General features: G+C 45.1%; 16 protein-coding genes. 9 read left to right on the top strand and 7 right to left on the bottom strand.

The window, feature by feature from the left end; all coding sequences use genetic code 11:
* Window positions 1-224 precede the first annotated feature (224 nt).
* Window positions 225-1016, top strand: a complete 792-nt coding sequence (gene phhA, locus QTN94_RS16425) for a phenylalanine 4-monooxygenase (protein ID WP_331428280.1) — start codon at window positions 225-227, stop codon at window positions 1014-1016.
* Window positions 1009-1338 (top strand): 4a-hydroxytetrahydrobiopterin dehydratase, encoded by a 330-nt coding sequence (locus QTN94_RS16420; protein ID WP_138972024.1) that lies wholly within the window; start codon window positions 1009-1011, stop codon window positions 1336-1338. The genes phhA and QTN94_RS16420 overlap by 8 nt, the downstream gene beginning before the upstream one ends.
* Before the next feature lie 53 nt (window positions 1339-1391).
* Here QTN94_RS16420 and QTN94_RS16415 read toward each other — a convergent pair whose 3' ends face one another.
* Together QTN94_RS16415 and QTN94_RS16410 are read right to left on the bottom strand one after the other, a co-directional pair.
* Complete coding sequence (locus tag QTN94_RS16415) at window positions 1392-1616, bottom strand: EAL domain-containing protein (protein WP_443088803.1); 225 nt, start codon at window positions 1614-1616, stop codon at window positions 1392-1394.
* A gap of 98 nt (window positions 1617-1714) precedes the next feature.
* A complete protein-coding gene (locus tag QTN94_RS16410) occupies window positions 1715-2290 on the bottom strand; it encodes a hypothetical protein (protein WP_331428279.1) in 576 nt (191 codons plus the stop codon).
* Between the two features lie 54 nt (window positions 2291-2344).
* Here QTN94_RS16410 and QTN94_RS16405 point away from each other — a divergent pair, with 54 nt between their 5' ends.
* The 4 genes from QTN94_RS16405 to secF all read left to right on the top strand — a co-directional run bounded on the left by QTN94_RS16405 (window position 2345) and on the right by secF (window position 6439).
* Window positions 2345-3016 carry a hypothetical protein gene (locus QTN94_RS16405; RefSeq protein ID WP_331428278.1) on the top strand — a complete coding sequence of 224 codons (672 nt, stop codon included), beginning with the start codon at window positions 2345-2347 and terminating at the stop codon, window positions 3014-3016.
* Window positions 3017-3118: 102 nt separating this feature from the next.
* Window positions 3119-3601: a hypothetical protein gene (locus tag QTN94_RS16400; protein ID WP_331428277.1), complete on the top strand. Its 483-nt coding sequence runs from the start codon at window positions 3119-3121 to the stop codon at window positions 3599-3601.
* An 85-nt stretch (window positions 3602-3686) separates the two neighbouring features.
* The gene (secD, locus tag QTN94_RS16395; RefSeq protein ID WP_331428276.1) at window positions 3687-5534 is read left to right on the top strand and encodes a protein translocase subunit SecD; all 1848 of its coding nucleotides are present in this window, start codon (window positions 3687-3689) and stop codon (window positions 5532-5534) included.
* Window positions 5535-5536: 2 nt separating this feature from the next.
* Window positions 5537-6439 (top strand): protein translocase subunit SecF, encoded by a 903-nt coding sequence (gene secF, locus QTN94_RS16390; RefSeq protein WP_138972019.1) that lies wholly within the window; start codon window positions 5537-5539, stop codon window positions 6437-6439.
* Between the two features lie 50 nt (window positions 6440-6489).
* On the opposite strand, the gene QTN94_RS16385 is transcribed toward secF, so the two are convergent.
* The 5 genes from QTN94_RS16385 to QTN94_RS16365 form a co-directional block, all read right to left on the bottom strand.
* Entirely contained in the window at window positions 6490-7221 is a 732-nt protein-coding gene (locus QTN94_RS16385) for a dienelactone hydrolase family protein (RefSeq protein WP_331428275.1), read from the bottom strand.
* A 101-nt stretch (window positions 7222-7322) separates the two neighbouring features.
* Window positions 7323-8471 (bottom strand): L-threonine dehydrogenase, encoded by a 1149-nt coding sequence (yiaY, locus tag QTN94_RS16380; protein ID WP_331428274.1) that lies wholly within the window; start codon window positions 8469-8471, stop codon window positions 7323-7325.
* A gap of 291 nt (window positions 8472-8762) precedes the next feature.
* Window positions 8763-9413 (bottom strand): isoprenoid biosynthesis glyoxalase ElbB, encoded by a 651-nt coding sequence (gene elbB, locus QTN94_RS16375; RefSeq protein ID WP_331428273.1) that lies wholly within the window; start codon window positions 9411-9413, stop codon window positions 8763-8765.
* 87 nt (window positions 9414-9500) lie between these two features.
* The gene (locus QTN94_RS16370) at window positions 9501-9635 is read right to left on the bottom strand and encodes a hypothetical protein (protein WP_276608339.1); all 135 of its coding nucleotides are present in this window, start codon (window positions 9633-9635) and stop codon (window positions 9501-9503) included.
* 133 nt (window positions 9636-9768) lie between these two features.
* Window positions 9769-10677: a LysR family transcriptional regulator gene (locus tag QTN94_RS16365; protein ID WP_331428272.1), complete on the bottom strand. Its 909-nt coding sequence runs from the start codon at window positions 10675-10677 to the stop codon at window positions 9769-9771.
* Window positions 10678-10772: 95 nt separating this feature from the next.
* On the opposite strand from QTN94_RS16365, the gene yjjG reads away from it, so the two are divergent.
* The 3 genes from yjjG to QTN94_RS16345 all read left to right on the top strand — a co-directional run bounded on the left by yjjG (window position 10773) and on the right by QTN94_RS16345 (window position 12836).
* Complete coding sequence (gene yjjG, locus QTN94_RS16360) at window positions 10773-11447, top strand: pyrimidine 5'-nucleotidase (protein ID WP_138972014.1); 675 nt, start codon at window positions 10773-10775, stop codon at window positions 11445-11447.
* Window positions 11448-11536: 89 nt separating this feature from the next.
* The gene (locus QTN94_RS16355) at window positions 11537-11752 is read left to right on the top strand and encodes a cold-shock protein (RefSeq protein WP_331428271.1); all 216 of its coding nucleotides are present in this window, start codon (window positions 11537-11539) and stop codon (window positions 11750-11752) included.
* Between the two features lie 496 nt (window positions 11753-12248).
* Window positions 12249-12836: a DUF1294 domain-containing protein gene (locus tag QTN94_RS16345; protein WP_331428270.1), complete on the top strand. Its 588-nt coding sequence runs from the start codon at window positions 12249-12251 to the stop codon at window positions 12834-12836.
* The last annotated feature ends 230 nt before the right edge of the window (window positions 12837-13066 follow it).

The raw sequence follows: 13066 nt of genomic DNA, 5'->3' as shown, positions 1-13066 counted from the left end.
CATCCTCGTCTTATTGTTCTCCGTTTTCTCGAATAAGCTTTGATGAAAAGGTAGCCAAAGTCAAACTTACAGAGCTTCAACAGATGGCTGAAAAATAAGAAAAAAGTGTTCAAATGTAAAATAATTGTTACACAGGGGCGGTATGAGAGAGTTGGCTGGCTAAATTGTCACCGCCCCTGCATGACGATAGGCTTAATGTGAAGGAATTGTTAATGGAGCTGGTCATGACACAATATCGTTCTAAGCCTGTGAATGATAAAGGGGTAGTTGAATGGAGTTTAGAAGAAGACCAAGTATGGAGTGATTTGGTTAGTCGCCAACTCCACTTGGTGAAACAACGCGCCTGTAAAGAGTATTTGGCAGGGTTGGAGTTGCTGGATCTGCCACTAGATAGAGCGCCTCAAATTGTTGATATCAATCGGGTTCTCAAGCAAGCGACGGGCTGGCAAGTTGAACCCGTGCCAGCGTTGATTAATTTTGACCGATTTTTCGCATTGCTTGCAGACAAGAAGTTCCCTGTAGCTACTTTTTTGCGGAGTAGAGAGGAGTTTGATTATCTCCAAGAGCCGGATTTCTTTCATGAGATATTTGGCCACTGTGCAATGCTAACCAACCCTGAGTTTGCTGAATTTACCAGCATGTACGGCAAGTTGGGTCGAGATGCGAGTGATAAGCAGAGGGTATATCTGGCGAGACTTTACTGGTTTACTATCGAGTTTGGTCTTGTCAAAGAGGGAAGTGAGCAAAAAATTTATGGCGGCGGGATTCTATCCTCTCCAGGTGAGACTTTGTATGCACTGGATGATCCGCTAGCTAAACGGGTTGAGTTTGATCTCCACACCGTGCTCAGGACACCTTATCGAATTGATATTATGCAGCCGGAATATTTTGTCCTAGACGACATCGAGCAGCTTTATACCCTGAGTAAGATGGATCTGATGTTTCATGTAAAACAGGCGATGGCTGCTGGATTATTACCCCCACTATTTGAACCAAAGGAAGTAAATCATGCTTGATGAATTGCGTTGCGAAGCGTGCACCGCTACTGCTGTAGCTCTAGGCGCAGAAGAAAGAAGGCTGCTATTGACTGAGCTAGAAGATTGGCAAATGCTTGAACGAGACAGCATTCCCCAGCTAGAAAAAGTCTACAAGTTCAAAAACTATAAACTTGCTTGGGAATTTGCCAACAAAGTTTCAGAGCTGGCTGAAGAAGAATTTCACCATCCTTCAATTTTACTTGAGTGGGGTAAGGTGACGGTGACATGGTGGAGTCATTCGATAAAAGGTCTGCATCAGAACGATTTCATCTGCGCAGCCAAGTGTGACAAGCTGATTTAGCATGCAACCTGGTTCAAAAAAGTCTGATTTTATCAGGCTTTTTTGATGCGAGATTACGCAGATAACGGCTGTTTATGATCCAGAACTTGCTCGATTTTGCAGACCGTAAGTGGCTTTGACTTTAAGTACCCTTGAACATAATTACAATGATGTTGGCGAAGTATTGCGAGTTGTTCTGGCGTTTCGACACCTTCAGCAACCACTTCGAGGTCAATGGTATGTGCCATTGAGATGATCGCTCGACATAAGTTATCCGCGTTACTCTGACCAACAGCCAGATTAAAATTAAATGTTTATAGGAAAGAGCACGTTTCAGGAGGCGTATGAGTCAAATCGAGAAATGTAGCTATCGATAGACAACCGATAGCGGTTGGAATCAAGGGGAGTCGTTTTCTGTATCTGGTCTGGCCCTGCGTAATGTTTCGACTTCATTCACATATCGTTGCTCTAGGATGAGCAGTTTAGTAAACAGTTTATTGATATCAAGTATTAACGCCTGATTAAGCTGCGCATACTTTTCGCTTGCTACGGCGTTTGATTGATTGTCCGTCTGCTTGCAATGCTGGCTGATGTTTCGCCAGCGTAGCAGTAGTTGTTCTGCACGCTCAGATAGTTGCTGTAGGGAGTCTCGCTCTAGTTGTATTTTATCAACGACAAAAAGCGATGCCTCAATTTGGGAGTTCATACTTTGATGTAAGGTATCCTTATTGCTGTCCCAAAACTGGCGGATCTCCTTAGGAGTGAATTCTTGGTAAAGAAAGGGCTGCTCGTTATGGATGTGCAGAAACTGATTAAATTTTTGAGCATGGAGGTTATAAGTTCGGTCAAGATCGGTCTGAAGATTGAGGATTTCGTTCCATGCTGGAGCCGAACAATGGGCACTAAGTACCTTAAAAGGTAAAGTGATCAGCAGTGCTGCCGTTATAGTTATATTAATACAGTGCCATTTCATCGTGGTTGTGGTGGTGGTTATAACTCGATAAGTATAGGAAAAGATTAGGCGGATATGAAAAAACTCATCATGGTTGTCTTGTTGTTAGTGGGTATCGCCTGTGCTGGCGGTGGTTACTACATTTTCTATTACAAACCGCAACAAGATGCTCTAGCGCTAGCGGCGGCTGAAGACGAAAAGCAACCTGTTACGCCACTGCCTATTGTCGAAGAAGAGGAAGAGATTCGACCCGCGCCCCCAGTGACAGATTATTACGTTAGCCCACCTAGACTGGGTGTACGTGAAACCCCAGATGTCGACGCGTTTATTGAGAGTACTGTGTACCGTGGCGACAAGTTGCACGTACTAGAAAAGAAAGATGGCTGGGGGCGGATTTCTCCCTACTATGTTTATGAAGAAGGGGGGCCTGAAGTCGCAGAGTGGGTGCCGATGGACGCACTGCTTGAGGTCGCGCCAACCATTTCAAAGCAAGAGAGGATGGAAACCATCAGCCAGTACATCGAGCAATCTGATGACTTTAAGCAACACTTTGAGATGTTTATAAAAACAACCGACCAACTGCTTAAAGAGGGGACTTGTACTCCTGAAGACTTTGAAGAGACCAAAGGATGGATTCGTTCCGTGACATTCAATCAACAGCAAGCTTACTTTGTTTACTGCGGTGGTTTAAAGCAAGCCAACAAAATCTATCTTGATGTTTTAAGCGGTAAGATATTCTACCGATAGTGGTTTGACTCAGATATGGAATATTAGCTTTTAGAACATTTTAGTTGTTTGTCATATGGGTTAGATCTACTATCTCGCTGTTAGATATAATCAGGCTGGTCAATGCTTCGTCGATTCATTTCATACATTTGGCTTTTTACTCTTGCGATGGTTGTGCCTTTGCAGGCGTTTGCGTATCTGCTGCAAGCTGAAAATGAAGCCTCAGCTCGATTAAGCTACCGAATTAATACTCTTCTACCTGCGTCTAAAAGCGATGCTCAGGCCCTGTTTGATGAAGTAAGAGAAGACTCTCAGCCTAAACCGATCACACAATCGGAATTTGCTCAAGATTGGTTAGCGATCGTAAGTACTAATCGCTGGCTACATTCTACTCGTTTTGTTGATGACGCTGATTCTTCGTCGAATTTAGAACTACCGACTTTTGAACCTGCGATCGTTGCCCTTTTCCGTTTATACAAGGCAACCTGTCTATCTTCGACTAATGCCCTTGCTACTCGTTATACCTCGCCAAGTCGAATTGCTGGCTGGAAAGAGTCCAATGCACTTTATGTCGCGTTAAACGCCCAATACCCGGTATTTCTTTAACTTACTTTTTCGGAAGCGATTACGCTTTCTTACGTTAGTAATTTAGGTTCAGGCACGCCTGAGCCGAACAAAGTTAAGAAATACAATGAAAAAAAATCCTGCTAAACAGGCGAGTTCTGCTCGTCTCATGAACCATTATTCAGCTTGGAAATACGTGGTACTGATTGCCACGATTATCATGCTGACATTGAGTGCTATCCCAACATGGTATGGTGAAAAACCGTCGATTCAGGTGACAACGTCACAAGGGCAGGCAAATACTATTTTAAATAGCGTCACTGAACTGAATCATTATCTTGATCAGCGTGATATCCAAGCAAGTCAAATTGAACAGATGGGTAGCAAAACCACCTTGGTGTTCGATAACGAAACTGAACAGACACTGGCAAGAAAAGAGCTAGATAAATTGCTCAGCAAAAAGGACAGTATTAGTTTCTCTTACGTCTCAGTGGCGCCTAAGTGGCTGAGCGACATGGGCTTTAGTCCGATTAAGCTCGGGCTAGATCTACGCGGTGGTGTTCAATTCCTCCTTAATGTAGATATTGATAAAGCGTTCGAAGACCAACGCAATAGCTTGGTCGATGAAGTGAGAGATTTTCTCCGTCAAGAGCGTTTGCGTAGTGTGCAGATCGCTTCGGTTGGATCAGAAGCATTTGATATTAAATCAGACTCTGAACAGGCGTTAGGATCGATTCAGAGCTTCCTCAAGCAGAACTACCCAACTTGGGACGTAAAACGACATTCAGATTTCATTGCGGTTAAACCGACGGTTGAAAGCAAGAGTGAGTTCCAGTCCGTCACAATAAAGCAAAACTTAAAGATCATGCGTGACCGTATTGAAGAGCTTGGTATTACAGAAGCGTTGGTACAGCGTCAGGGTGAGCACAGTATTCGTATTGAGTTACCGGGTGTCCAAGATCCATCGTTGGCTAAAAATGTGATTGGTGCGACCGCAACGCTAGCCTTTCATGAAGCCCGCACGCCTTCGGAAGGTAAGGCGTATGGTGACATTGCACTTAAAGATAACGACGGCCGTGATGTCACGTTAGCAAAACGACCAGTGTTGACTGGTGAACACATCATTAATGCTCGTGCTGGCGTCGACAAAATGGGCTTCTCTGAAGTTAACATTTCACTCGATCATGCGGGTGGCAAGATGATGAGTGACTTTTCCGCTGGTCATATTGGTAAACCAATGGCGACCGTGTACCGCGAATACACCACCAATGCGAAAGGTGAAACAGAACGCAGCGAACGTGTTATTAGTGTCGCGACTATTCAGTCTCAGCTTGGCAGCCAGTTCCGCATCACTGGAGCAGGCTCAATGGAAGATGCACAAAACTTAGCCTTGTTGCTTCGCGCAGGTTCTTTGACTGCGCCAGTGACTATCGTTGAGGAGCGCACGATTGGTGCTTCATTAGGTGCTGAAAACATTCAGAATGGTTTTGCCGCTTTAGCGCTAGGTCTTGCGATGACGCTGACTTTCATGGCGCTCTGGTATCGCCGACTAGGTTGGGTCGCTAATGTGGCGCTATTGGTCAACATGGTTAGCCTACTTGGTCTTATCGCACTCCTACCAGGAGCAGTACTGACACTGCCGGGTATCGCGGGTTTGGTACTGACTGTCGGTATGGCGGTCGATACCAACGTGCTCATTTTTGAACGCATCAAAGACAAGCTTGCAGAAGGGCGCACGTTTGCGCAGTCCATTGATCTTGGCTTTGGTAGCGCGTTGAGCACCATTCTTGATGCCAACATTACCACCATGATTACCGCAGTTGTACTTTACTCGCTTGGTAATGGCCCAATTCAAGGTTTCGCTCTGACTCTTGGTCTCGGTTTGCTGACCAGTATGTTTAGTGGTGTGTTTGCATCACGTGCAATTATCAACTTAGTTTGGGGACGCGATGCGCGTCGTGATGTGAGGGTTTAATCATGGTTGAGTTTTTTAAACAGCGTATTCGCCGTATTCGTTACATCACAAGCTTTGTTTCTTTAGCGCTGATGGTCGTTTCTTTGGTCGCATTGGCGATGAATGGCCTGAACATGGGCTTAGACTTTACCGGTGGTATGGTGACTGAGGTCAAGGTTGATAACAATGTGACCCACTCGCAGTTGGTAGAGGTATTGCAACCAGCCCTTGGTGAGTTTACCAACGTTACGCACTCAGACCAGGATGGAAGATGGGTGATTCGTTACCCAATTCCTCAAAGCGACGCACAGGTAGCAGACCTAAGTCAGACCCTAGCACCGATTTCGCATCAGGTTGACGTGATCAGCAACAGCATGGTGGGTTCACAAGTTGGGCAAGATTTGGTTGATCAAGGTGGCTTAGCGCTGATGATTTCGATGCTGAGCATCTTGGGTTACCTCTGCTTTCGTTTTGAATGGCGTCTGGCAAGTGGTTCACTGCTGGCCTTAATTCACGATGTCGTACTGGTATTGGGATTCTTTGCTGCAACGCAGATGGAATTTAACTTGACCGTATTTGCGGCAATTCTGGCAATTTTGGGTTACTCACTCAACGATTCAATCATTATTGCTGACCGTATCCGTGAGTTGCTCATTGCAAAACAGTCTCTATCAACGGAAGAAATCAATGACCAAGCTGTGATAGCGACCTTCTCACGTACTATGGTGACTTCAGGAACCACCTTGCTCACGGTCTCGGCACTGTGGATTATGGGAGGCAACGCATTACAAGGGTTTGCTGTGGCGATGTTCATTGGTATTTTGTCTGGCACTTGGTCATCGATATCGATCGGTACTGTTTTGCCAGAGTGGTTGAAGCTCGAACCTAAGCACTATCTACCAGTAGAAATAGATACGGCGCCATAGACGATAGGGATGACAGAGCCCCGCGATACTGCTATCGCGGGGCTTTTGCTTTAATTGGTGTTGGCGGCGAGGAAGCGTGTGAAACTATCCCATGATTTCTTGTCGGCATCTTCGCGATAGCGTGGACTATCGAAAACAGTGAAAGCATGCGGCGCTCCACTATACGTAATCATCTCATGTGGGACTTTGGCCGTTTCAAGTTGCTCAGCCAGCTCAGCAAACTGTGACATAGGAATGGCACTGTCTGCCGTGCCATGGAGAATCATTATAGGTGCAGTGGTGTTCTGATAAGATTGACCTTCAGGAGTACCTAGCCCTCCGTGGAAGGTGACAAAGCCTTTGGCTTTCATACCTGCTCGTGCAGACTCCAGAACTGCTGCACCACCAAAGCAATAGCCCATCACAACGGTGTTGTCACTGTTTCCTCCAAGCTGGGCGGCAAAGTCCAAACTGCCCTGCATTAGCGCACGAAGTTTTTCTCTGTCTTTGTAGAGTTCTCCTGTGTGCTGTCTTCTGTCTTCAATCTCTGTTGGTCGTATCCCTTTACCGAATAGATCGGCGGCAAATACGTTGTAGCCTAGTTGATTGAGCATATCGGCTCGTTTCATTTCGTAGTCTGTTAAACCGTCCCAGTCATGGATAAGCAATACTAGTGGTGCATTGTCACTGACTTTGCTCCAGTAGCCCTCGTAATCACTACCGTTTACATTGTAAATTTTGTTTTCACCCGCCCCAGTAAAAGTCGATAAAGTGAATAAGATAAGACCGAATATTGATTTCATAAAACACCTCCATTGTCGTAGAAGTGTAGTACGTAAAATGCAAAAGACTGGTACAAAAAAAGCCTCCCGAAGGAGGCTAGGACTAAAGGAAAAGACTTTAATTACATAGCGGCTGCAAAGATTGCTGAAATTTCTTCATGCGTTGCTTGTTTAGGGTTAGTAAAACCACACGCATCTTTTAGTGCATTGTCTGCTAGGGTTGGGATGTCTTTAGCATCTGCACCAAGCTCTTTGATACCCGATGGAATACCTACATCTTTAGCTAGCGCAACGATAGCGGCAATTGCTGCTTCAGCGCCTTGTTCTGCGGTCATATCTTTAACATCGACACCCATCGCTTTCGCAACGTCACGTAGACGATCTGGGCAGACCTGAGCATTGTAGCGTTGGACATGAGGAAGCAGAATCGCGTTACAGACGCCGTGTGGCAGGTCATAAAAGCCACCTAGTTGGTGCGCCATTGCGTGTACGTAGCCCAACGATGCATTGTTAAACGCCATACCTGCCATAAATTGTGCGTAAGCCATTTGTTCACGCGCTTCAATATCATCGCCGTTTTCGACCGCAGTGCGAAGGTGAGCTTGAATGATTTCGATCGCTTTGATGGCAACAGCATCAGTGATAGGTGTTGCTGCGATAGAGACATAAGCTTCAACAGCATGGGTTAATGCGTCCATACCTGTTGCAGCAGTCAGCGAAGCAGGTTTAGCTAACATTAGCTCTGGATCATTGACGGATACGAGCGGTGTTGTATGTTTATCGACAATCGCCATTTTTATGTGGCGCTCTTCATCAGTGATGATACAGAAGCGAGTCATCTCGGAAGCTGTGCCAGCCGTTGTGTTGATTGCGATCAGTGGCAGCATTGGTTTAGCTGATTGGTCTACACCCTCATAATCTCCAATCTTGCCACCGTTGGAAGCGACCAATGCGATACCTTTAGCACAGTCATGAGGTGAACCGCCACCAAGGGAAATTACGAAGTCACAGTCGTTATCCATAAGCAGTGCGAGACCATCATTCACGTTGCTGATTGTCGGGTTTGGTTGAGTACCGTCAAATACCACAGTGTCTACTTGGCGTTCAGTCAATAGATCTTGAACTCGCTTTACAACACCAATCTGATTAAGGATTTTGTCGGTTACGATCAGGCCTTTTTTAAAACCTTGAGCTTGAATATTGTCTGCTGCGTCAGTCAGGCAGCCAGGGCCCATTAGGTTTACAGTAGGGATAAAAAATGCACTCGTCATTGGATTGCTCCATATTGTTATATTTGAAATCTGCATTTAGATTCGCATAACTATCCAACCTCAAATCTTGCTCTCAAACAATTTTGCTACCCAAAAGTGGTAGGTGTTGCAGTAAAATGTGAACTCCGACCAGTTCAATTTGTATCGAATGTAAGTTGTTAAATATTAGTGGGTTAGCGCAATCGTTTTCTCAACACAAACAGAAATTGTCAAATTTTTTGCGTTCGGAGCAAACAAAAAGCCCCGTCAGTAGGAATACCGACAGGGGCTAAATAGCGCATAGATATCTAGCTAACTGAGTGAGACTAATTTCTCGACTAGTGCTTCGATTCCTTTTGCTGCTTCAGAGATGTTTTCGGCGAGCATATAGGCGGGTGTCGAGAGCACGAGATGTTGCTCGTCAAATACAACTTGGTCTACTTGCGACTCAATGTGAAGGCCGCCTAGGGTATTAAAAGCCGCAGCGGTCGCAGCATCGTTACCAATAGTGGCTTTGACGCCTTGGTCGTAAATGAGCGGAATGATTGTTGGAGCAATGCACAGGTATCCCGCGGGTTTACGTGCTTGAGCGAACGCTCTGCATGCACTAGCAACATGAGTGTTAATGCTACATTCTGCACCTTTTACCGCGAAATCGGTGAGATTCTTCGCGGCACCAAAACCTCCAGGAAGCAATAGTGCGTCGTAATCATCGACATTGAGCTTTGCAACATCCTCTATTTTCCCGCGTGCAATACGTGCCGCTTCAACCAAGACGTTGCGTGTCTCTTCCATCTCTTCACCGGTCTTGTGGTTTATAACATGAAGTTGATCGATGTTGGGCGCGAAACAGTGCCAGCTCGCACCTTGTTTTTCAATCGCGTGCAGCGATAGTACGGATTCGTGAATTTCAGCCCCATCAAAGACACCTGAGCCACTGAGTATTACGGCAACTTTCTTCATTGTTGTCCTCCCTTGTTGTTGTGCGCTGTTAGCGTAGCCAATTAATAACCGCTACGGTCTGATAACCGCTACGGTCTGATTAGAGTCTCATTCTTCCAATTCGCGTGACTCATTGGGATCTGATTGCTGGTCGGTGTCACCGCTATCCTCTTGCTGTTCTTCGGAATAGTTCTTCACCACAAAAGGAATTAGCATGATGTTAGAAGGAAAGAATCGTTTCATATCGGACGCCTCCTAGGCATTTAGCAATACCTAGATTGTGACTGGAGAATAACGGAGAAAGTTTGTTTCAGGTCATAAAGTCTTGCGTAAATCACTTCAACAAGAATAGTTGAGCATGGAGTCACATTAATGGTTAACACTTATCCCAGTAGGGGGTGTCAGTGCCCAATCGTTCGTTGATGAAATCCAAGAAAACTCTAACTTTCAATGGCATATGTTTTCTTTCAGGAAAAACGGCATAGACGGCATGTACTGGTAACCGGTAATCGGCAAGGACAACTTCAAGACGACCTGCATGAATGTCCTTGGCCACAATGAATGTTGGTAAGTTCCCAATGCCTGCACCCTCTAATACTGCACGACGAATCGCTTCGCTGTTGTTCACTGATAAACGACCTTTAGGAACAACGCGATACTCTTGCCCAGCCGAATTGAGGCTCCACTCGGTACCACCGCGATAGTAGCTGTACTGTAAGCAACTGTGATTGACCAGGTCGCTAGGCTGCTGTGGGCGGCCTTGTTGTTCTAGGTACTCTTTTGATGCACATAGCACGCTGACACATGGTGCGAGTCTTTTCGCAATTAGGTTTGATAAAGGCAGGTGGCCAATACGGATGCCGATGTCAAAACTGTCTTGTATGAGGTCAACCATTTGGTCTTCGAGTTGCAAATCAATTTCTACATCAGGATAGAGAGCGAGGAACTCTGCAATCAGAGGAGCTACGTGTAGGACACCAAAGGACATGGGAGCCGTCACTTTTAGCGTACCGCGAGGCTTGCCTTGCAGCTCGCTAACCGCATCTAGTCCTTGTTGCGCTAGGTTTAGAGATTGCACGACATACTCGTAGTAGCGTTGACCCGCTTCCGTTAAACTCAGTTTTCGTGTGGTGCGATTAAGAAGTCTAATTCCTAGTTCATCTTCTAAGTGGGTGATTCGTTTACTGACGGCGGATTTGGTGATATTGAGTTTTTCGGCTGCGCCAGAGAAACTGCCATTTTCAACCACTGAGACAAAAACAGGTATCGAAGAGAATGCTTGCATAGTTGACTGTAGGTAAACAATAAATTTCTTAACTTAGAGATTATCATCTTATTGAAAACAATCTACACTAGCGATGAAATTTTTAGGAGATAGCAATGAAATACGATTGGATCTTGTTTGATGCTGACGAAACCCTGTTTCACTTTGATGCCTTTAAAGGGATGCAGCTTATGTTCTCACGCAAGGGCGTAGAGTTTACTTCACAAGATTTTGAGCACTATCAAACTGTCAATAAGCCTCTATGGGTTGATTATCAAAATGGCACCATCAGTGCCGATGATTTAAAACACACTCGCTTTCAAGAGTGGGCAGACAGGTTAGATACGACCACCTCTGAGTTAAACAGTGCTTTTCTAGAGGCAATGGCTGACATATGTACCTTACTTCCAGGAGCAAAAGAGCTGATGGAAGCGGTTCATGGCAAGGCGAAGATGGGTATCATCACTAATGGTTTTACCGAGCTTCAGGCAATCAGACTTGAAAGAACCGGTATGAGCCAATATTTCGAACACGTCGTGATATCCGAGCAAGTGGGTTTTGCTAAGCCCGATACAGCCATTTTTAGCCATGCGATGGAGAAAATGGGGTCGCCTTGTAAGAGCAAAGTTCTCATGGTGGGAGACAACCAACATTCTGACATCCTAGGTGGACTTAATTTTGGTATCGAAACCTGTTGGTTAAATAGTGTAGGGGCTGAAGCAGATGCCGATATTTCGCCGCACTACACGGTAAGTTCTCTGCATGAGCTGAAAGATATTTTGCTGGCTTAGCAACTATTTTTTATTAACAGTGATCGAAGTGAACCTGTGCGCAGTAAGAATAACAGAATTCACTGTTACTGTTATAGCGAGGAAGCAGCATGTCAGTTCTTGGAAAAATCATCGATTTAGATCCGAAGCACGGTTATGGCTTTATTGAAGATGAAAACTGCAACGATAAGGTGTTTTTTCATGTTCGAGATATGCGTGCCACTTCAATTGACGTTCATGTTAATGAGTTGGTGGAGTTTGATGTTGAGTCTGACCTCAACGGCTGTCGAATCGCGCTCAATATTTCACCTATGGTCATGAAGTAACGAATACTTCTAAGCTTCCGGTACGTGAAGTGTAATGTAGCGTTCGAGACATTTGCCAGTCGATGTCTCGAACCTTGTATCGGTAATCGTGAGCGTCTCGATTCTATCAATTCAAAAATGCCGATAACCCTTTCTCAATTCGCACCAAGGGTCCATACTTTGCCCCAAAAGATTTGTCCTAGTGGTTGTAAACAGCGAGAAGAATTTCCGGCACAAAAAGCGCAAATTCTTCTCGCTGTGCTTTAAGCTTATCTGGCAACACAGATAAAAGTTTAGTCGAAGCGGAGCGCGATGCCTGAGCGAATTCATCGTCTGATCAAGCTCGCTCATCTCTATCGAGTGGTCGTGCCAGAACCTGTCAGTCGTGTTCTAGATCAAATAATTTAAGCAAAGTTGGTTAGAATATGCGCATTGTATAATATGTGTGCTATGGCTAATGTTAACGCAATAATAATTATAGGCTTATCGCAACTTCAGGCTAGGTAAGGGAAATAACATGGCAATACAAGGAACAATTGCTCAATGGGATCAGAGCAAGGGTTATGGTTATATTTCTGTAGAAAACCAAGATACTCAAATTTTATTTCATATCAATGATTTAGAAAATAACTCCTGTGTCAGCGAACCTGTGGTATTTCGTTTAGGATCTGATAGTAATGGAACCATGAGAGCGGTCGACGTAACTCGGCCTTTGGTGTTTAATTTTTCTCTTGCTATAGCTGTCTGGTTCTGTAGCGCACTTTTCGGTAGCGTCGTCTTGCTAGATTTTCCACTCATATCCTGCGTACTTTATTTTGCAGCCAGCACAGCCACATACACCTTATATGCGTTAGACAGGCACGCAATGATGAACGGTGGGTGGCGAGTTCCGGAAGTCGCTTTCCATATAATGAACGTGTGTGGCGGATGGGTTGGGGCTTTGCTTGCTCAGTCGATTATGCATCACAAGTATCATGATATTGGATTTAAGTTCCTCTTCTGGTCGACCTTGGTACTCAATATTGCGTTGTTTGCTTGGTCATTGACCAGTGAAGGTGCTTTTTTACTGGAACAAGCGATCTCAATGTTGCGCTCTATTTCGTGAGAAGAATCTGCCTCTAATACGGTTTGATATCACAAAGCCCCCCATCTGGGCCAGCTCCTATCACTTAACGTGTTCGCAACACACTGGATAGCAAACCATACTGTTGCGAACGACCCCTCTGTAGCAGTGGGGTATTTTCTGATTTTTCATCATTTGTGATTGTTCACAGTCTCCTCGGTGCATTTTTTGCTTCCGGGCAACTTTTTGCTCGATCTGGGCAAGATCTTGCT

The organism is Vibrio sp. M250220 (assembly GCF_036533795.1).
In the GTDB taxonomy this organism is placed as follows: Bacteria; Pseudomonadota; Gammaproteobacteria; order Enterobacterales; family Vibrionaceae; genus Vibrio.
Note: the sequence above shows the minus strand (reverse complement) of the source record. Positions and strands in the feature narration are given on the sequence as shown.